Raw genomic sequence first — 20300 nt, forward strand, 5'->3', positions numbered from 1 at the left:
AATGCTCCACTATTTTCCCATACCACATCCAGATGAGCTGCTTTACAGCATCTTTGCCCGCTATGCCGTTCATACTGGCATAGTTAGTCCCAAGCAGTGCCTGGATATTTTGTTCAATTGCAGAACTGTTGTGGCAACGGTGGACCTACCTTCCCACTTAGATGCGTTTCTTGCGAATGCTATGCACCTATGGGATATTTCTATCGAAAATCTCATCTACCGACACACATTGTTCCCCTTATACGCTCCATTCGTACCGGATGAACGGCGAAATATCGCAATGTCTCATATGCGTAGCAATAGAGGCGGTGCACAGCATCTGGAGCTCGGCATCGCTGCATCGATGGTTAAGCCGCCAACTCGTATGCGGTATTGTCCGGTTTGCTTAACCACTCAACAAATATGCTATGGCGAGTATTATTGGCCACGATCCTGGCACGTAGCTGGTGTGAATGTATGTGCCCTTCATGGTCCTTTGATCGATACTGACGTCCGCTTTCGTCCGACAGAGCGTCATCGTTTTATTCCGGCCACACCATCTTTATGTACAGCCAGTCCTCAACAAGGCGAAGCGAACACCACGCACAAAATGGAGAAAGCTGTTTGTAACCTTGCAAACCAGCTAATGGCTCTACCACCAAGGCCATCGCCTACCTACTACCAATGGTCTAGGTTTTATCACGATCTAGCCGCCTCACACGGCTTCACACGCGGCACTCATGTTCTCCACCGTGACCTGTATCAGGGGCTATGGCGCGCGTGGAATGGCTGCGAGCAAGATGTCGTCGCGAAGATGTTTAGCTGGCTACCTTCCTTATTTCGCAAGCACCGAAAATCGTTCTCACTTGCTCAACATCTAACTGTTTGGGCCGCTTTAGCGCCTAGCGTGCCTGCTGCGGAGATCCTCAGGCGCGTCTCAAGCCTACCGCGTCAGCCTGAGGTTTCCGTTTGCCAGAAACGTACACCTACCGTTGCAGTCCCCGCCATTGCCTCCTACCGAGACCACTGGCAACAGGCACTAACACGCTTTAAACATCAAGGTACAAAGTGGATACGTGAAAACCAATCAGGAATGGCCGCCACATATGCTTGGCTGTACCGTAATGATCGCCAGTGGCTTCTTGCTATCAACAAGCAATATCGGCTGAAACACCGCGAGATATCACCCAAAGTGAATTGGCGGAAGCGCGACATGGCTCTCAGCCGCAAACTTCGAAGCATTGCCAACAAGGGCGACTCGAAGCCTTACAGACGCACCCGAACCTGGCTGATCAACCAATTACCGCATCGCGCATCCATCTCGAAAAACCTAGAGAAACTGCCGTTATGCGACCACCTGCTAACCGAGATATCGGAATCGGTTGCGGATTATCAAATCAGGCGTTGTAAATGTGCAATCGAAGAGCTGAAAACCTTGGGCCTTCCGGAATCTCGATGGCGCGTCGTAAGACGAGCAGGGATAAGCCCTACAAGTATCAGATCTTCTACAGAGCGTTTTTTGGCGTCACTAAACGGAGCCGCATGTGGGCAGAACGACAATCCGAAGCATCCCCAATAATTCCCAACTACGCCACTTGGGAAACTGTTTTAGGCGAAAGGAAGCAGAGGATAGTTGGAAGATTGCAGCTCAATACTTAGTTGAAGGCATTGAGGCAAACAAGCGGTTCGACTTTGGCATGATGTCCGTTCTCGCCCTGCGCAAACGCTATGACAAGAAAGCAACCCCCAAATTTGAATCAAGTGGTTTTAGAAAGACATTTGCATTACCACCGACCAGCACGTGGCAACGAACTACCGTCGATGATTTCCCTCTCTTCCCAAGAAAATCGACCCGCGCAGAACATCACAAGCAAACATGTTATCGCTTTCAAGCATATGGACTTACAGTCTGGTTGCCGTCTTTGGAACTAGCACGTTCATTATTTTTCCCCTCCTCCTATCTCGCGCACCTTTCCTTACAGCCTGAGGGGCTGAATGGCTCGTTCCATGCAAAAAAACTGGACGACGGGAATATAGAGATTCATATGCTTCCGGGGGCCAATTTCCCAAAATACTATTTCGCGCGCCAGGACTATCGGGTTCATCTGGCTTGGCTGCTATTGAATGAAAATGTCAGAACATCTTTTGGTTCGATCGCAGCAAACAGATTAGCAAACCAGATCGTTGATGAAAAATATGCTAGATGGGTTTTCGACTTTAACCCGCCAGATTTGACCGATACCAAAATACATGCCTTCGGCCATTTCAATGAAGAACGCAAAGCGTTCTTTGTCTATGACATTTCCGGGTTCAGCAATCTTGATCACAAGATCGAAGGCGAGGTGCACTTTTCCGACACGAGCTCCCCTATCCCTGGAGAGGGGGGCAACAAGCCAGGTTTCGGCATTTCCAGCCCACCTGTCGAAGACCTAGAACTTGAAGATGAATTCGAGCCTTCAGCTTTCAACCATCATTATATCGCTCAAACTCCCGTGGTTGGCTTCAACTTCAAACGCCGAATTCAAACCAAAAAGACAGGCCCCAGCTCCCGAAAAGTTGGAGGATCAAGCCAAGATGACGGCTTGGGAGCACATCCTATCGTCGGTAGCATAGCCGAAAGTGGTATTCTTGGCACTTTACCACAAAGTGATTTTTCGCAGTTGAACACAGAGATCGACTATTCTGAGCTCGAAGAGAGGTTCGCAATGTTCAAAAAGCTGGTCGACCTGCTCCACTCACCAGAGGGACTGGATGTTGTCTCGAGCGACATTCGCGCCGTACCCCAACTTCCACGCTGTAGCTCACATCTAATGATGGATGGCTCTAAAAGGCACTATATGCACGTAATCGTCCACTTACCCGATGGACGGATTCGACATATCCTAGAAGTAGACACCAGCGACGGTAAAACTGCTCTAGCCACAAAGGTATTGGAATTCGGTCGCGAGCAGGAATTCGCCCCGGCGATACAGTCAATCCTAACCCAACTGATCAAGAAGTCGCTAACATGGCCCTCAAAACACCTTGATGAGATTTGCACCTACAATCAAAGTGTTCCTCATCCCAAATGCAAAGCTATTGGATATATTGAACAAGATGAGCTTTTGCATTGGCGAGACCGAATGCTGTTCTGGGCCAAAGCAACCTAGCGTGTTTGGATGCTTCAGTAGAATGCGTTGAAAGTCCTAGCTTTTGGTTGTTTGTTTGACACCTGATAAGGCACTAACAACATCGACAATCAATTGCGCATGCGAGTGTGTGCCGTCCCACACCTTTGCAACAACCTCCATGATCCCCGCTAGATCATCTGTTGATCTTGGCATTTCGCTCACCTGCCTTTGTTCTTCGACATAGGCCAACAATTTTGCACGCGCTGCGCCATGCCTATGAGGCTCCTCATTTAGGCACCGACACACCGTTGATTGGCTCACTCCAGCCCTCTTGGCCAACTCCCCCTGTGAAAGCCTGTTTTTCGCCAAAAAACGGCTAATTTCTGCGGATTCTTGTTGCATAAATATGAATAATAATGGATTATTATGAATATTTCTAGCACTAATGGTGATGATGATATGTGCTTTTAAGGACTTTCAAAGAAACAGCTGGGGGTGTAGACACACTACTGACAGTTGTTGACCACCTGTTGAATTAAGGTGGAAACAATACATAGGAGATGGACATGGCCGAGACAGAGATCGAATGGACGGACGCCACTTGGAATCCCGTTGCAGGCTGCTCAATCATGTCGGCTGGATGCACGAATTGTTATGCTATGCAAATGGCAAAACGTCTTGAAGCCATGCATGTATCAAAATACGAAGGCCTTACCCGAAAATCAGGGAAACGAGTAATTTGGAACGGTGTTGTGCGAACAGATACGGCTGCACTGGAAATTCCCTACAAATGGAAAAAGCCTAGAAAGATCTTTGTCAATTCCATGAGCGATCTATTCCACGATCAAGTGGATGAAGGCTTTATCCGCGAGGTTTGGCAGGTCATGGAAGAAACGCCGCACCACAACTATCAGATTCTTACAAAACGCCCTGAACGCATGCTTTCGGTATTGGATAATCTTGGAAGTAAGGTCCTCTCCAACGTATGGCTCGGTACGAGTGTCGAAGACGAGCATGTAGTCGGGCGGGTTGATCACCTCAGGCATGTACCTGCAGCAATCCGATTCATATCGTTTGAGCCATTAATCGGTCGCGTCGGCGAGGTAAATCTTTCCAACATCCAATGGGCAATCGTTGGCGGGGAAAGTGGACGAAATGCCCGCCCAATCAGAGAAGAATGGATAGACGAAATTTACGATCAGTGCAGCGTTTACGACACCGCGTTCTTCTTTAAGCAGTGGGGAACTTGGGGCAAGGACAACAAGAAACGCTCCAAAAAAGCCAATGGCAGAGAGTATCGTGGAAGAACATGGGATGAAATGCCGGAACAAAAAGAAACACTTTTAGGTGTATAATTGCACCTAAGATGATATCGTTGCCGCTAGATTAGATTCCTATTAGCATCTTAGTGGTAGCTCGACGTGGCAGAAAAAGTATATGACTGGACAGGCGGTGCTGTCCTTGAACCCCATTCCAAGAAAAAACATGCCGTCCTAAGAGACTACTTTCGAAGATATATTCTTGCTCGCTGCCCCCACCCCCAACAGTCAGTATTTCGCCTAGCCATTGTGGATGGTTTTGCGGGTGGCGGCGAATACCTTTGTGGAGCACCAGGGTCTCCAATTATTTTCATGGAAGTACTTAGAAATACCCTGGAGGAAATGAACTTATATCGAGCTAATCAGGGGTTTAAAACGATCGAGATCGACTGCCTCCTAATTCTCAATGATGCAAACCAAGGCGCCCATGAACAATTAAAAGCCATCTGCGCACCTAGGCATGCAGAGATCATTGAGAACCACCCAAATCTGCATCTCAATATTGCCCATATAAATCAAAAATTTGAAGACGCGATGCCGGAAATATTGGCTCTCATCAATGACGCCGAACACAGCAACCTGTTGTTTAATTTGGATCAATGCGGTCACTCCAAGGTTTCTATTCGAACGATTACAAGCCTTCTAAGCCTAAGCGATTCTGTTGAGGTGTTCTTCACTTTCGCCATTGAAGCTTTCCGAGCTTATCTTTCCGCAGATAAGACGAAGAACCAAGTGCATCTAAATGGCTTTGACGCGCTCGAAGATCTGCAATTGGCGATAGAAAACGGCGACTTGATCAACAAAATGGAATGGCTTGCCCGCACAGAAAAATCCTTGTTTAACATACTACGCGGCTGCGCGAAGTATGTGAGCCCGTTCTCCATTCATAATCCCGACGGCTGGCGATATTGGCTCATGCATTTTGCGAACCGAACCAAAGCAAGACAGGTGTATAATGATGTCCTCCATGACAACTGTTCCCATCAGGCACACTTCGGCCGTGCTGGCCTAAATATGCTGGCCTATGATCCGGCCAGAGAAGATGGTTCACTATATTTGTTTGACGAAAGCGCAAGGGCTCAAGCACGGGATCAACTGTACGATGACATCCCACGTTTGATCGAAAAATGTGGTGATGTAATGGAAGTAGAACATTTCTACGCAGCAGCTTACAACACCACTGCCGCTCATAGCCAAGACATCAATGCAATGATGATCGAGAATCCAGATGTGAAAGTCCTAACCGAAAGTGGTGGTGAACGGAGAAAGCCGAATACAATTAAAACATCTGACATTATTCAACTCGATCGCCAGACTAGCTTCTTTCAAACTTTTGGTCTTGAATACAAGAGAAAGGCTAAATAGCCGTGCTAGCTGCCATCTAGATCGCAATAAGCAGGTGTACACACAAACACCATCAAATTGCTAGTACACCATTGAGATGCACACCTTCACCTTCCGACGTTGTTGTTTCTGCTGACCGAAAGTGGACATTTAGCCCCATCGCCTCAAACATTCCCTTCTTACCCAACTGAGACAAATAGGTGCCACGCTCGAAGGACCATATTCCGAAGCCGCAGTGCCACCAAAGGCTTTAGGTTAATCGTTGCTACGGTGCATGTTGGCATCCGATATTCCTGCAACCAACTCCTCAAGGGTTACCTCTATTTCTGGGTCTTTTTTAACTTTTCGATGAGTTCTCTGACGAAAGCGTCATCTTCCCGCTCAAGAAGTGCTTCCAGGGCTTCTTCAATCAATTGGTTCATACTGATTTTGCGAGCCTTAGCAACAGTTGTTGCTTCAACTAATAAAGCCGAATTAATCGAAACCGAGATGCTGTGCAGATTGGCCATAAGGCTATATTTAACACAGTAAGGCAATCGTTGAAAACAAGGCTTTTATTCTGCCACCAAAGCAGCGCCATTAGCTAGCAGTGTTCTAGCATAAGGCAGAAAGACGGAACCACAATTGTCTGCTATGAGATCTCTATCCGGCCAATTTAACTCAACCAGCTAAACATTCCCTTCTGACCCAAAGCGGTCATTCTTGCAAAAGGAATAATACTCTACCAGCGTGTCTTGTATTCGCCTGAGGGAGACATCTGTGAAGCAGAGCCATTTCAACACAGGGTTGGGTGCCTGAAGCACTTCGGACCGAAAAATATTAACCACTCAGCATTGACATTTTTACGATATAGTGTATATACACATTATGAAGAAATCAAAAATCATAGAAAAACTCAAACAAGATGTAGCCGGACAATGCGCGTGCCAGAAGCTACGAAAGGCAACGCGCATCATCACGCGCCGCTATGATGAAGCGTTGAAGCCCATCGGCATCAAAGGCAATCAGTTTACAATGCTATCCGTAATCTCGCTCGTTGACGCAGTCACTCTCACGGAGCTGGCCGACAAGATGGGCATGGAACGTACCACGCTGATCCGCAATCTCAAGCCGCTTGAGCGTGACGGACTGATCAGCATTTCATCGGAAGGCTTTCGTCGAGCGCGCTCAGCCGAAATCACCGACAAAGGACTGAATGTACTGGAGGAGGCCCTCCCTATCTGGCATCAGGCGCAGGATTCACTCAGAATTGAACTAGGTGCAAACACCTGGAAAATAGTTCACGACGGATTGGAGGCGCTTGGCGCCGTAGGCTGAGTAGCTGAAATTCTATCCAAGGGCATGATCGGTGCTAAATAGTGTATATACACACAAGGAGCAAGACAATGACAAACGAATCACGACTAAGTCCAAGGCCAGGCACCGACCCTGGCAGCTTCTTTGTTAAGGCAAAAACTTGGTTCAATACTTTGGCGGAAGCGTTTGAATATGATCAACAGGCCGCGCTCATTGGCGAGATCAGTACATTGCGAACCCGTGTAAAGAGGATCGAAGAGCAATTGAAGGTAGATGAAACACGGGTCACATCCCGATGATCCATTTGCGCCAATAAGTGTAATTACACTAATGTAGAGATGACCTATGATCCCCCACCTTCCAAAAACAGAAGCCTTTTTCACCTGGCTGACCAACTGGCCAAAAACCGTACTAATTCTCAGCCTGCTGACAATTGCCGCCATTGGCTCGTTTGTGCCGCAAATCCACAAGGATACAAGCTCTGACGCTTTTATCGCGAAGGACGACCCCGTATTAATCTACCGTGAACATGTTCGCAAAACATTCGGCCTTGAAGATCCGATCGTTGTGGCTGTCATCAATAACGGCGAAAACGGTGTTTTTACGCCAGAAAGCTTGAGCCTCGTCGCTGAAATTACCGAGACAGTCTCGAAGCTTGCAAACGTCGACCCCGACAGAGTCACCAGTTTGGCCACCGAAAGCAACATTGTCGGCACCTTTGACGGCATGGAAGTCACGGACCTTTTTGATCCCTTTCCCAACACCCAAGCACACGCCGATCGCATCAAAGCAGCTGTTGAGGATTTCCCCCTTTATCAAGGGTCGCTTGTATCCCGCGATGGCAGCACCACGCTTATCGTCGCTGAACTGATCGACCAGGAAATAGCCAAGGACACTTATAGAGAGATCATGAAGCTCGTGGCCGACATGCCCAAGGTAGGGGGTGACATTCACGTTGCGGGCGAAGGAGCCATCTCCGGCTATCTGGCGACCTATATCGACAATGACGCCAAAACCCTCAATCCACTCGCAGGCATCGTTATCACGCTGGTGCTCTTTGTTGCCTTCCGCACAATCGCGGGCACCCTTTTACCCAACGTCATAGTGATGGGGACCGTGGCAGCGGCTTTCGGTTTCATGGCAGCTTTCGACATCTCCTTCTACGTCATTACCAATGGCTTGGCGACCATCCTGATCGGCATTGCCGTCGCCGATAGCATCCATATCCTGAGCCAAGTTTATGAAGAGCGCGTGCGGATGCCGGATGCAAGCCGGCAGGAAGTTGCCGTACGCGCCATGGGCAAAATGTGGAAGCCGGTGACACTGACCAGTATCACAACCATCGCAGGCTTTGTCGGGTTATGGCTGGGCGCAGAAATGCCTCCGATGAAATATTTCGGCCTTTTCGCCGCCGTCGGTGTTGCCGCTGCCTGGGTTTATTCCATGACGTTTTTGCCCGCAGCCATCACGTATTTTAAGCTCAAACCCAGCAAACTCTTTACCGGTGCCAACACGAATGACCGTTATGGTGAATCCCTAAAGCGCATTGGCGGGGCAGCCCTCAAGTCACCCAAACTGACGCTGGCAGTAACGCTGTTGATTGCCATCCTTGGTGTGGCAGGCACCTCCAAGGTTTTAGTCCAAGAAGCCCAAATCGAAAACTTCCAGATCGATGAACCGCTCTATATCGCCGATAAGGCCATCAACCAGCGCATGGACGGCACCTATTTCCTGGACGTCGCAATTGAGACCACCGAGGTTGAGGCGCTGTATCAACCCCGCCACTTGAAGCGGATCGAGGCGCTGCAAGCCTACGTGGAAAGCATCCCCGCAGTTCAGGGGTCTACATCGGTAGTTGATTATATCAAACAGATGCACAAGGCCGTGAACGAAAACCAGCAGGCCTACTATTCGATCCCCGATGATCCAGACCTAGTGGCCCAACTATTCTTCCTCTATAGCGCCTCCGGCGATCCGACCGATTTCGAGGAAGAGGTGGATTATGACTATCAGCGGGCTAACGTGCGCTTCAACCTGCCCACAGCTGACTATCAGCTATTGACCAAAATTGTGCCGCAGATTCAGTCCTATGTGGACCAAGAGTTCAATACAAACGAGATCAAGGCCAACCTATCGGGTCGGGTGGCGGTCAATCACAAATGGCTCAAGACCATTTCCGATAATCATGTCAAAAGCCTCACACTTTCGCTGCTCTTTGTTTTCATCGCGGCCGTTTTGGTGTTCCGCTCATTCATCGCCGGCCTGTTCTCCCTGATCCCAGTCGTAATGGCCCTGCTGCTTGTTTACGCGGTGATGGGCTTCTCAACCATTTGGCTTGGGGTGGGCACCAGCATGTTTGCCGCCATCGCCATCGGGCTTGGGATCGACTTTGCCATTCACACCCTCGACAGAATGAAGGAGCTTATCATGACACGTACCGGCAGCTATGACGACCGCATGGCCGACCTATTCCCCTCAACGGGTCGCGCCCTCTTCTTCAACTTCGCGGCGCTTGGTCTCGGCTTCGCCGTCCTGACAACGAGCGAAGTGCCACCCTTGATCCGCTTTGGCTTCCTCGTAATGACCGCTGTCAGCGCCAGTTTCCTCGCAGGTCTCACGATCCTGCCAGTATTGGGCAAAGTGTTGCGCCCAGCCTTTTTGTTTACTGAAGTTGACGCCAACAACAAGCGCAGGCTGGTGGGCGCCACCGCAAGCACACTCGTGGCCGCGACACTTGCCACCTGGTTGCTTGTAGGCGAGGGTGCCGACGCCGATGATGTGCTGCCCGATGCAGATGCGCTTATTGCCTCTGTCAACGCCCGTGATGAGGGCCAATGGGTAAGCCGCAATCTGAAGATGGAACTGATCGACAAACGTGGGAAGACCCGTACCCGTGATACCATCGGATATCGCCGCTATTTTGACACGGAGAAACGCACTGTGCTGTTTTATCTTGCACCATCCAGCGTCAAAGGCACCGGCTTTCTAACTTACGACTATCCTGAAGCCGGCCGCGACGACGACCAGTGGCTGTATCTGCCGGCACTGAGGAAAATCAGGCGTATATCGGCGTCCGATCGGGGGGACTATTTCCTTGGCACCGACCTTTCCTATGAAGACATTAAAAAGGAAAGCAAGGTCGCGGCAGAGGACTATAGCTTCAATACCCTAGGCGCCGAGACAGTAGATGGTTTTGAAACTGTTCTCGTTGAAGGTGTCCCGGTCTCGGACGATATCGCCAAAGAACTAGGCTATGGCCGTGTGCTGTGGCGTATCGATCCCACCATCATGATGAGCCGCAAGGTTGAGATGTGGGACATAAATGGCAACCCGCTGAAGACCATCCACAATAAGGATATCCATCAGGTGGATGGTATTTGGACCACCCATTCAATCATGGTGGAGAACCACAAGACAGGGCACCAGACCAACTTCACCTTCTCCGACGTGGATTATAAGAACGAAGTTGCCGAAAAAATGTTCGAGCAGCGCAGTCTGAAGCGCGGAAAATAGGAGTGTCGACATGTTCCTCCCCACGCCCCCTTCATATCGACATCTCATGGCAGCGTCCGCGATTATCGTGGGCGCCGCCCTGCCGGCGCGAGCCGAACTTTTTGACAATCTGGAGTTCTCGGGGATTTTCGAAACCCATACGGCACTGGCTTTCAAGGGTACCGAACTGCAGACAAGCCAATTCTCCTTAACGCCGGAACTCAGCTTCGATATCAGCCCGACCATGCGTTTCACCCTGATCGGCCGATTGCGTGGCGACCTGAAGGACCGCCTCGAACCAGGTGCGCCCTCGAACTTCAGTCGCACAACCTTCAACGATCGGCTTTTCCTTGGCGATCAACTGGACGCAGAGATCCGCGAAGCCTATATCGACACCGAAATCGGCAGCAGTTACCTGCGGCTTGGAAAGCAACAGATCGTCTGGGGCCAAGCTGATGGTCTCAAGGTGCTGGACATTTTGAACCCTCAATCCTTCCGCGAATTCATCCTGCCGGAGTTCGAGGACAGCCGCATCCCTCTTTGGTCCGTGAATGCCGAGATCCCCATTGGAGAGCTGACACTGCAACTGGTGTGGATCCCGGACACCACCTATGATGATATCCCTGATCAAGGCAGCACATTCGCTTTTACATCGCCCCTTATGGTGCCGCAGGCACCAGTAGGCGTGCCCATTACTTTTGCCCGCACCAACAAGCCTTCAAAGGTCATCTCGGATTCAGACGTGGGCGTCAAACTATCGGCCTTTCTGGACGGCTGGGACCTATCTCTCAATTATGCCTATCACTATTTTGACCGCCCTGTTGTGCGCCGCTTCATCACTGGCGAGGGTGTCGCAATCCATCAGGATTATATGCGCAGCCATCTGATCGGAGGCACCTTCTCCAACGTATTTGGCGATTTCACGCTGCGTGGTGAACTGGGCTATGCAACCAATCGTTATTTCCAAACCGACGACATAGGCGACCTGGATGGTGTAGTGCGATCAAACGACTTCTCTTATGTGCTTGGGCTTGATTATTCAGGAATCACAGACTGGTTTCTGAGCGCCCAAGTCTTCCAGTCCTTTCTCTCAAACCATGAGCCTGACATGATACGTGGCAGCGTGGATACCAGCATTACCTTCCTCGCGCGGCGGAACTTTATGAACGAAGCGCTCACGGCCGAAGCGCTCCTGATCCAAAGCCTAAGCGACGGCGACGGGCTCCTACAGCTCGCCGTCACCTACGAGTGGAAAAGCAATGTTCGGCTCAAGGCCGGGGCAGACATTTTCTACGGAAAAAAACGGGGGCTGTTTGGTCAGTTCCGTGAGGCCGATCGTCTGACGGCCGGGATCGAAGTCGCTTTCTAGATTTATCGTGAAAGGACATTCCATGTTTAAAGTACAGTCCTTAAAAATTGGGCACCGGTACATGCCGCATGGATTTTCAAGTCGGCCAAAGGCATTGCAAATCGACCGACCGACAACGGGAGCAGCCGACGGTGAGGACCATCTTCGGGGGATAAAATTCCAGTGGGAGATAACACCATGAAGCTTGCCCTATATATACTGCTTTGCCTCCTCCTTGCCGGTCAAGCCGCGGGGAAGGACACACCGCTTCGAGCACCGGTTTATCACGTTCAACCTGCGGGCTTTATTGAAGAAGGGCACTTGAAGGGTATTTTCGTAGACTATCTTCGCGCCCTTGAGCAAGAAGCCAACATTCCGCTCCAGCTTACCATGGTATCCTACAACAGACTGATTTTCCTGATTGAAGCAGGTGAGGCTGACGTCGCCCTCTTCCTGCGTGACAGCGCCATCAAGGCGGCTCCGATCGAAAAGATCGTCAGCCTGAAAAGTGCGCTGATCAGCAAATCAGTTATTAAACTGCATGACCACAAGCAACTGCCTAACTTAACGATCACGGTTTTGCGAGGTGGCTATTTTGCTTCCATCCTCGAAAAGAACGGCATCAGGAACTATGTCCCGGCCAATGATTATCTCCATAGCGCGACACTGTTGAAACATGACCGTGTAGGCGCCATTTTTGGCATCGAAATTGTGGCCCTCGCTGGCCTTGCCCAAGCGGGTCTTGGTCGCAACCAGATCGCCCCGCCCTATCCTTATGGCCATGAAGAAATATGGCTTCACATGTCCAACCAATTGCGTGGCTCGGACACCGCAACGCGGATAGCCGCAGCGACCAGAAGGTTACAAAAACAGGACATGTATCAAACATTGGCGGCCAAATATCTGCCGATGTTTGCCCTGCAAGGCGCCAAGATGGCTGACACAAAAACGAGATAGAGACTTGACTAACCGCACCTTGACACAGCCGCAAATCAAATGGCCTTTTCTGACCCTATCCGGACACTTGGATCGCTTCTTTTTTGAACCGGTGACACACTGAATTTCAGTAAAAAATGAACGCTTTAGTTTACTTAGAAAGGATAGAGACCTCAACAACCGCCACCCATAGAGGCCGCAACTTCAAAAACCTACACTGCGCTGGCCAACTGTTAGGACTTATTACTTACGAGTGAAGCAATCAAGGCATTACGCCCGAGCACCGAATGTCCTCCCAAGAACCATTTTTCCTGTTTTCGTCACTTGGCTTTTCCAACAAGTTTATGCGGATTTCTGTTCGGGCAGGTCTTGTCGGAGCAACGGTCCGGGATAGTCTTGGTTCCCTCAACGATCAAACTGCCGCAAATCACACCGTTCTCCCGCAAGAAACCACAGGTTGCTCCTGTGGGCCTTGCTGTCAAAGTGAAGTCGCAACTCTTCCCATTCGTGCAAGAATATAACGGCCCAAATCGCCCGCGTTTTGGCTCCAACGAACCTAAACCACAATTTGGGCATATGACTCCAGTAGGCTGAATATTGCAGCTTTTGGACAAACTCGCAGGATCTTCTGTCAATTCAAATCTCCAATCAGGTTGTTGCGTGATTAAGCCCACACTCAAAGAACAACATTCGATAGATCCAGTTGGGAAACCGATATACCGATCAGTGTTATTGAGGTTTCCCCTGATAGCTGCAAAAGCAGCGACGACTGGCCGTCGACGTCGATTACCGAGGCAGATGCCTGCAACCCTTCCAGGTCTTCAAAGCCGAATGCCGTAACTGATAGGAAGTCCTCCAGAGGATCAAAATCCCGAATGACGTCATTTCCGGAATTTTGATTGAAATAGAAAGTATCGGCCCCTGCCCCGCCGGACAGGTCATCGTCGCCCGGTCCGCCAAACAACTCATCGCCCCCGTCGCCACCATCAACGGTATCTGCCCCAGTCCCGTTAAACAAAACATCGGCTCCGGCGCCACCCGCAATGCTATCATTACCCGCGCCGGCAAACACGGTGTCTGCCCCCTGTCCGGCGTCTATAACGTCGTTCGTACCGGAAAGGGTGTTCGTGGTTTCTTTGCCACCATAGATAATGTCATCTCCGCCAAAAGCCTGTATGACATCATTGCCCCTTCCGCCCCCCAAGGTTTCATTACCGTCTGTGCCAACCACGGTATCATCTCCGACACCAGCCCATACCGTGTTCGCTAACGTTTGCCCCGTGCCGGCTTCGCCGGTGTCATAGCGGCCATTTTTGTTGCTGTCAGTGAAAGTGCCCGTGAGGATCGTGTCATTCCCGGCGCCGCCGAATATGAGATCGATGTCTTGGTCTCCATCCTTGGGCAACGGACTTGCTCCAGCCAGAACAACCACATCGACATCATCGCCGACTATGAAGTCATTCCCGTCACCCCCTCCAATAGTGTCTCGCCCGCTACCGCCGAACAGCATATCGTTACCGGAGCCGCCCCACAGCTCATCTGCACCCGACAAGCCCTTCAGCGTGTCGTCGCCCTCTTTGCCTCGCAGGATATCTGGCTCGCGGTGGAAGCCAAAAAGCAGGTCAGCCTCTGAACTCTCAGTAACCATCGGCAGGCCAACATCTTTCAGGATGGCCAGATCGAACGACGACGGAAACGCACGATAGTTCAGAAAGAACCCGTCCCGCAGCAGGTCAAATCGATACAGTTGCGATTGTTCCGTATCCGGAAGGACAAAGGGGTCATCGAGACTGTCAATCGGCAACCCAAAGTGGCCGTGAATTGTTGGCACCGGTGCCCCGAGAATCTCCTGCACTGCTTCCCCGATAAAGAAGCGGCCATTTGCTGTATCTACAGAGAGAGTATCAAAAACCGAAAGAGTTTTTGCATTGTTCAGAGTGTTATTCCCCACAACCATAGAAACAGAAGCAAGGGCATGGCTGAATTCATGCATCATCAAAGCCATGAAATCGATACTGCTTGCAGGCGCGAAATCTGCGAGGTCTCCAGCGGTGAACGGGGTCGGGTCAAGCCACAGTCGGTCTACAAACTCCGGGTTGATCGTGATAACGATATCAGGCTTGGAACCGTTCGGATCTATACCTGTCCTGATTTCATAAGCTGCGCCGGGTTCAACAATTCTTTGGCCGTTCTCATTGCGCAGAAAGACATGCTCGTATGATGTCGAGAAGGCAGACACCTCGAGGTCGCTAAGAGAGTTTCCAAAAACCGGCTCTCTGGTATCCAATCGCAGCTCAACGGTCAGGGTGACGTTGCTATCAATATAATTGCCCCACTGTTGCGCGGCGGCCAACGTGATAGACTTGGCCAGTTCAACCTGTTCCTGCGTAATGCCCCCAGGAGGCAGATCACCGGTGACTATTTGCCATTTGATCATATGAAATCCTTCGCTGTTGATACTCAAACCAGGCGCTTTGCGCTTATGTTTGACATTGCGGTCAATTACTTGATTGCATTGACATTCCTTTGCCATTGCCGCTAGGTGGTCAGGGACAAACGACAGTATTTTGGTGCCAATGACAGACGATGATCAGAAATCGAAAGGCCCATCCAAAAAGCGACAAGTGCTCAAGCAGGTAACCGCTCGAGAATCGCTAGCTTGGCTGATTCTTGTTGCCACATTGTGGGGGGTTGGCGGGTACGTGAATTGGCTGGAATATGAATTGCGGTCAATTCGCATCTCACCGGTTATCGTGATCATCAATGAAGCGACAAGCGGAATATCTGCATTATTTTTGGTGTTGTTTGTCAGGGCCTGGTTGGATCAATTCCCCCTCAGCCTGAAGGCTGCGGCAAAATCATTACCGGCTCACCTTTTGGGGTCCGCTCTGTTTTCATTTGGTCATGTTAGCTTGATGATCGGATTGCGATATATCGCATTCGCTGCTCTCGACCAAGCGTACAGGCCCGCAATACCCGATGGTTCCTATGGGGTCTTGAAGATGTTTGCCTATGAATATGGCAAGGACTTTCCGGTATATTGGGTCTTCCTTATGATCATCTTTTTGTATCGCTTGTATCAAGATCATAAACGACAAAGGCTTGAGCCCAAAGGATCATTGGACAAGATCAAGGTACGCTCGGGAAATGCAGACGTGCTGCTTGATCTGGATTTGGTGGATTGTTTTCAGGCGGCGTCAAACTATGTCCGCGTGTTTGTATCTGGCAAAGAATATTTGATCCGTTGCTCTCTGGCGGAATTGGAAACAACCCTGGACAAGTCCCGCTTCATTCGGGTCCATCGAAGCTTTATTGTCAACCTCGGCAAGGCACAAAAAATTGTGTCCACAGATGGCGGTAATAGATGTTTCGAAATGCACGACGGCAGAAAAGTACCGATTGGTAGAAAATATAGGAATGCCCTGGACCAGGTTGACAATGTATGGACTGGTGCCGACTGAGGACAGATTCAGTATTGACGGGACGGGAATGTAGACCGAAATCAGATAGAATGAACCTCAATACAGGTTTTTCATGAACCTGAAAACATTGCCGGCTTTTCAGTCATCCAACGTGACAGGCCGTTTCACCACTTGCACAATCTTTTCTATATCCGCCGGAAGTGGATGTGCGTGTGGGTGAGAAAGGCAATCAGAGACTTTTGACGGTGTCCAGAAAGCCGCCGGACATCTCGAACTTGCTTTCTCCACCATAGACCATTCGATGCCAGAACATTGATAGCAGCTTTGCCAGTGATTCCGGTGTGGGCGCGATCCTCTCCACTGCTCCGAGCAATTTCGTGTCGCGCTGTATGAATATCTTTCGCGTGATATCATCGACCATCCCGCCAAGGGCATAAGCAGCGACCAGCGCAACCGATTCATCTGTGTTGGAGAAACTGGATGACCGGGACCGTATGTTATCTGCAATCCTTTGATACCAATAATGGTCGAATTTTTGATAACTTTCCGCAAACTGGGGAGCTTCATCTCTCAGCTGCAAAAGACACTTGAGAATTCCGGGATTGGCTTCAGCTGACTTCAGCCAAGCTAAGGTGGCAAGATATATTCCATCAACCTTCTTTTCGTTCTCGGTCGTGACGGTATACAACGACCCTTCGCGCATAGCTTCTAGATAGTCGTCCAGAACATCGGTCGCAATCTCTGTCCTGTCGAGAAAGTAACGGTGGAAAGTAGCTGTTGAAACAGCTGCGTCCCTACAAATGTCAGCAACGCGTAGATTAATGAAATCGAGTTCATTTAGCTGTTTTGCCGCCGCCACTTTGAGACGATTTTTTGTTCGCTCCCCCTTGCTTAATCCACGAGCCTGCCGAAATCGTGATTCCAGCAACTCATGAAATGGCGTTACCTCCATTTGTATTTCTGCGTTCATATTTCTCTCAACCATCTCCGGCAACTCAATTACTTGGCTTGCAACAGATAACAGAACATCCCCTCGCATTACCATTCTATTTACCCAGGGCGGTGTTCGGCTGCTGTTGCAAGGTCCAGCGCTCTTTCAACGCACTCTTGTCGATCTTCCCAATAGGCAATATCGGGAGCTCCTCAACTATAACAAAGCTTTTGGGAACCTTATAGTTCGCCAGATTTTTACTGCACAAGCTTCTGATATCATCAGAACACAGCCCCGCGTCTGCATCTATTGTCAAGAAGGCTATACCGGTTTCTCCAAAAACGTCATCAGGAACACCTACAACAGCGACCAAAGACACACCTGGAATCGCCTCAATCCTCTGCTCAATCTCTCTGGGGTACACATTATATCCCCCTGAAATAAACATGTCATTTGCTCTACCGACAACAGCAATAGCCCCATTTGGCTTCCATACTGCCAGGTCACCAGTTTTATACCAGCCATCTTTCGTAAAGGCGGCCTGAGTAGCTTGCTCATTGTTCCAGTAGCGCAGCAACAGGAAGTCACCTCGCACCTGAACTTCACCTTGCTCGCCTACTTCGTTGACAACGAAGTCACCATTTGCAAGTCGAACTTCATATTCTGGTACAGGCCACCCAACAGACCCCGATAACTCTTCAACATTGTTAGTTGGAGGAACGAAAGTGATTGAGCCAACAGTTTCCGTCAAGCCATAGCTAGTTGAAACAGGGCATATCTTCACGAGTTTTTCGACTAGTTCTCGAGAAGCCGGTGCGCCACTCCAAGCAACTATCTTGAGGCTCGAAAAATCAACCTCCCCAAGCTCCTCTACCTTATCCAAAAGCAGCTGAAACATTGTCGGTACTTGCCCCAAAAAAGTAATCTGGTCCTGTTCGATCGATTTCACGATCCTTTCTGGATCGAACCGCTCCTGGAAGTACAGTGTCCCGCCAGAAATAATGGAAAAAGCGGTCAAGTCACCAACACAACCGATGTGATTGATGGGAAGGTTATTCAAGATTTTTAAGGGAGTTACAGACCAGTACCGCCGTTGTATTCGACAGCATTTCGTCAGCCCGTTGTGTGACAAAACAGCTCCTTTTGGGCTGCCAGTACTTCCAGAGGTATATACGATTATGGCAGGATCGCTCACATGTACTGCTGAGCATAAAATCGACAAACTCAATCCCTTAGGGCATAGAGATTTGAAACTATTCAGTGAAATGGGCCTTGAGCTATTGATGTTCGCCATCATTCGGAAAAGATCGTTTTCCATAGGACCCGAGTCACGATCAAAATCATACTTGTCGTCGCATACGACTACCGCTCGAAGTTCGCTAAGTCGCTCAGTCGCCTGGATTATATCGCGAACGTAATCCCTGGAACCTGCCATCTGGTCACAAAATATGACCTTCGGTTTACAGTCCTCCAATATATATTGATATTCTTCGATAGTGTATTTGGGATTTAAGCCGACCCAAATGGCCCCGATGGACAAGCTAGCAAGGAATGTCAGGAGAAAGACTTCGCCAGGATCAGCGAGTGTCGCGACCACGTCTCCTTTGCAAACGCCCGCAATTCGCATAGCATTTGCCAGATGTTGGACGTCTAGTCGCAGTTCAGAATAGGTTAGGTGCCGACCATTAGAAACGGCCGCCACAGCATCGCCCCGAAATGAAGCATAATAGCCAAGATAGTCATCAACCAGAGCCAACTCAGGGCACTGCAAACTTGTCGTATTCATGACCGTACGCTCCAAAGTTCATTTCTGCTTTTAAGTGTCAAAAGTATCGCACTACTTGTTGCCACCAGCAGTGCGGGCAAAACACTGAAAGCAACCACAGTTCCATTGTTCTCTTCACCAGCTATCGCAGTAACATTTGTCAGAGCCAGTATTTGACCGACTATGAGAGGCCCCATCGCTAGCGCCATCTTTTCCAACGCTATCCAAACACCTGAAAAGGCAGCAACCGTTTTGTCTTCTGTCGAAAAGTTGCGATGCTGCAAGAAAATGGCCAAGCGCATAAATGGCACAATCTGGCCACCAGCAAATCCAACACCCATCAAGAGGAAACAAGCTATTCCAGTCAGAACGGAAAGATCGTCAGACCAAATCATAAAAAGCAAGCACGACGACACAAACACCGTGTTGCTGGCAATCCACAAGGCCTGAAGCCCGACCACCGAGGTGAGCCGAAGTATCGCGGGGGCAGCCATGATGCCGCCACCCAAGATCGCCAGGAAAGCATAGCCAACATACCCTTCAGGCTGGATCAAAACGGAAGTGATATAGAAAGGCAAAGCTGCCGACATTGATGCGACGCCGCACATCTGGACAAAATAACAAATTGCCAACCATCTAAAATCCTGATTGCTGAAGATGATCTGCAATTGCGTTATCAGGTTCCTAAAAATACTTGAACTTTGCCCACTCTCTACTTTTTTAACCGACGGCCTTAACGATCGGGAAAACTCATACGTCTTAAATACCGAGACCAGCATGGTGCTTGTCATGATCACCGCAAGAACAGCAGCCATAGCGCTATAGCCGGTGTACCCTCCACCGAACAAACCAACCAAGCTCGGCGCACCAGCTGAGGCGACCGCAATTCCCAAAAGAGCTGCCCACATGCGATAAGCAACACATGCACGGGTTGTTCGAGAGCTGTTACTGACTTCCGAAGCCAACGTAACGTAGGGCACTATAAAAGCGGTATAGGCAGTGGAACACAAAATGTAAGTAACACAAACATATGTGAGCTTGGCTACATCACTCCATGTTGAAGGCACGCTGAAAAGCAGGAAAAAAAGGACGCCTGTCAGTATAGCGCCCACCATCATATAGGGATGACGCCTCCCATACTTGCTATCCGTGTGGTCCGAAATGATCCCCATCAGCGGATCAGTAATCACGTCCCACACCTTGGGGACGAAAATTACGATTGAGGCGAAGAATGGTGGCAACTCGACAATCGCCACAAGATAATACAGTAACAACACGCTGGGAGCCGCAGAAAACATCCCGGCGCCAACAGAGCCTGAGGCGTAAAAAAATGGCAAAGATCTGTTATCAGTCCGTAA

General features: G+C 49.7%; 15 protein-coding genes. 10 read left to right on the forward strand and 5 right to left on the reverse strand.

What is annotated here, in order from left to right; translation table 11 throughout:
• Nucleotide 1 precedes the first annotated feature (1 nt).
• From KORLAC_RS18630 to KORLAC_RS04185, 4 genes are all read left to right on the forward strand, one after another.
• The gene (locus tag KORLAC_RS18630) at nucleotides 2-1558 is read left to right on the forward strand and encodes a TnsD family Tn7-like transposition protein (RefSeq protein WP_074519551.1); all 1557 of its coding nucleotides are present in this window, start codon (nucleotides 2-4) and stop codon (nucleotides 1556-1558) included.
• Complete coding sequence (locus KORLAC_RS04175; RefSeq protein WP_068303550.1) at nucleotides 1524-3128, forward strand: Tn7-like element transposition protein TnsE; 1605 nt, start codon at nucleotides 1524-1526, stop codon at nucleotides 3126-3128. Before KORLAC_RS18630 ends, KORLAC_RS04175 begins: the two co-directional genes overlap by 35 nt.
• Nucleotides 3129-3655: 527 nt before the next feature.
• Nucleotides 3656-4444 (forward strand): DUF5131 family protein, encoded by a 789-nt coding sequence (locus KORLAC_RS04180; protein ID WP_068303553.1) that lies wholly within the window; start codon nucleotides 3656-3658, stop codon nucleotides 4442-4444.
• A gap of 66 nt (nucleotides 4445-4510) precedes the next feature.
• Nucleotides 4511-5773 carry a three-Cys-motif partner protein TcmP gene (locus KORLAC_RS04185; RefSeq protein ID WP_068303556.1) on the forward strand — a complete coding sequence of 421 codons (1263 nt, stop codon included), beginning with the start codon at nucleotides 4511-4513 and terminating at the stop codon, nucleotides 5771-5773.
• A 299-nt stretch (nucleotides 5774-6072) separates the two neighbouring features.
• On the opposite strand, the gene KORLAC_RS18780 is transcribed toward KORLAC_RS04185, so the two are convergent.
• Nucleotides 6073-6261 (reverse strand): hypothetical protein, encoded by a 189-nt coding sequence (locus tag KORLAC_RS18780; protein ID WP_139167692.1) that lies wholly within the window; start codon nucleotides 6259-6261, stop codon nucleotides 6073-6075.
• Nucleotides 6262-6619: 358 nt separating this feature from the next.
• Between KORLAC_RS18780 and KORLAC_RS04190 the strand changes: the two genes are divergently transcribed.
• From KORLAC_RS04190 to KORLAC_RS04210, 5 genes are all read left to right on the forward strand, one after another.
• The gene (locus KORLAC_RS04190; protein ID WP_068303559.1) at nucleotides 6620-7069 is read left to right on the forward strand and encodes a MarR family winged helix-turn-helix transcriptional regulator; all 450 of its coding nucleotides are present in this window, start codon (nucleotides 6620-6622) and stop codon (nucleotides 7067-7069) included.
• A 68-nt stretch (nucleotides 7070-7137) separates the two neighbouring features.
• A complete protein-coding gene (locus KORLAC_RS04195; RefSeq protein WP_068303562.1) occupies nucleotides 7138-7347 on the forward strand; it encodes a hypothetical protein in 210 nt (69 codons plus the stop codon).
• Between the two features lie 46 nt (nucleotides 7348-7393).
• The gene (locus KORLAC_RS04200; protein ID WP_068303565.1) at nucleotides 7394-10561 is read left to right on the forward strand and encodes an efflux RND transporter permease subunit; all 3168 of its coding nucleotides are present in this window, start codon (nucleotides 7394-7396) and stop codon (nucleotides 10559-10561) included.
• A gap of 46 nt (nucleotides 10562-10607) precedes the next feature.
• Entirely contained in the window at nucleotides 10608-11909 is a 1302-nt protein-coding gene (locus KORLAC_RS04205; RefSeq protein WP_068303568.1) for a DUF1302 family protein, read from the forward strand.
• Nucleotides 11910-12086: 177 nt separating this feature from the next.
• Complete coding sequence (locus KORLAC_RS04210; RefSeq protein WP_068303571.1) at nucleotides 12087-12845, forward strand: substrate-binding periplasmic protein; 759 nt, start codon at nucleotides 12087-12089, stop codon at nucleotides 12843-12845.
• 655 nt (nucleotides 12846-13500) lie between these two features.
• Here KORLAC_RS04210 and KORLAC_RS04215 read toward each other — a convergent pair.
• Entirely contained in the window at nucleotides 13501-15261 is a 1761-nt protein-coding gene (locus tag KORLAC_RS04215; protein ID WP_068303575.1) for a calcium-binding protein, read from the reverse strand.
• Nucleotides 15262-15400: 139 nt separating this feature from the next.
• Between KORLAC_RS04215 and KORLAC_RS04220 the strand changes: the two genes are divergently transcribed.
• The gene (locus KORLAC_RS04220; RefSeq protein WP_068303578.1) at nucleotides 15401-16285 is read left to right on the forward strand and encodes a LytTR family DNA-binding domain-containing protein; all 885 of its coding nucleotides are present in this window, start codon (nucleotides 15401-15403) and stop codon (nucleotides 16283-16285) included.
• Nucleotides 16286-16475: 190 nt separating this feature from the next.
• Here KORLAC_RS04220 and KORLAC_RS04225 read toward each other — a convergent pair whose 3' ends face one another.
• The 3 genes from KORLAC_RS04225 to KORLAC_RS04235 form a co-directional block, all read right to left on the reverse strand.
• Complete coding sequence (locus KORLAC_RS04225) at nucleotides 16476-17216, reverse strand: TetR/AcrR family transcriptional regulator (protein ID WP_139167693.1); 741 nt, start codon at nucleotides 17214-17216, stop codon at nucleotides 16476-16478.
• 76 nt (nucleotides 17217-17292) lie between these two features.
• The gene (locus tag KORLAC_RS04230; RefSeq protein WP_068303584.1) at nucleotides 17293-18963 is read right to left on the reverse strand and encodes a class I adenylate-forming enzyme family protein; all 1671 of its coding nucleotides are present in this window, start codon (nucleotides 18961-18963) and stop codon (nucleotides 17293-17295) included.
• The gene (locus KORLAC_RS04235) at nucleotides 18960-20279 is read right to left on the reverse strand and encodes an MFS transporter (protein WP_206594856.1); all 1320 of its coding nucleotides are present in this window, start codon (nucleotides 20277-20279) and stop codon (nucleotides 18960-18962) included. The genes KORLAC_RS04230 and KORLAC_RS04235 overlap by 4 nt, the downstream gene beginning before the upstream one ends.
• Nucleotides 20280-20300 lie beyond the last annotated feature (21 nt).

Source organism: Kordiimonas lacus (assembly GCF_001550055.1).
Classification (GTDB): domain Bacteria; phylum Pseudomonadota; class Alphaproteobacteria; order Sphingomonadales; family Kordiimonadaceae; genus Kordiimonas; species Kordiimonas lacus.

Coding starts and splice junctions, on each gene's coding strand:
- KORLAC_RS18630 (WP_074519551.1), top strand. CDS start 2: ATGCTCCACTATTTTCCCATACCACATCCAGATGAGCTGCTTTACAGC.
- KORLAC_RS04180 (WP_068303553.1), top strand. CDS start 3,656: ATGGCCGAGACAGAGATCGAATGGACGGACGCCACTTGGAATCCCGTT.
- KORLAC_RS18780 (WP_139167692.1), bottom strand. CDS start 6,261: ATGGCCAATCTGCACAGCATCTCGGTTTCGATTAATTCGGCTTTATTA.
- KORLAC_RS04190 (WP_068303559.1), top strand. CDS start 6,620: ATGAAGAAATCAAAAATCATAGAAAAACTCAAACAAGATGTAGCCGGA.
- KORLAC_RS04195 (WP_068303562.1), top strand. CDS start 7,138: ATGACAAACGAATCACGACTAAGTCCAAGGCCAGGCACCGACCCTGGC.
- KORLAC_RS04200 (WP_068303565.1), top strand. CDS start 7,394: ATGATCCCCCACCTTCCAAAAACAGAAGCCTTTTTCACCTGGCTGACC.
- KORLAC_RS04205 (WP_068303568.1), top strand. CDS start 10,608: ATGGCAGCGTCCGCGATTATCGTGGGCGCCGCCCTGCCGGCGCGAGCC.
- KORLAC_RS04210 (WP_068303571.1), top strand. CDS start 12,087: ATGAAGCTTGCCCTATATATACTGCTTTGCCTCCTCCTTGCCGGTCAA.
- KORLAC_RS04215 (WP_068303575.1), bottom strand. CDS start 15,261: ATGATCAAATGGCAAATAGTCACCGGTGATCTGCCTCCTGGGGGCATT.
- KORLAC_RS04220 (WP_068303578.1), top strand. CDS start 15,401: ATGACAGACGATGATCAGAAATCGAAAGGCCCATCCAAAAAGCGACAA.
- KORLAC_RS04225 (WP_139167693.1), bottom strand. CDS start 17,216: ATGAACGCAGAAATACAAATGGAGGTAACGCCATTTCATGAGTTGCTG.
- KORLAC_RS04230 (WP_068303584.1), bottom strand. CDS start 18,963: ATGAATACGACAAGTTTGCAGTGCCCTGAGTTGGCTCTGGTTGATGAC.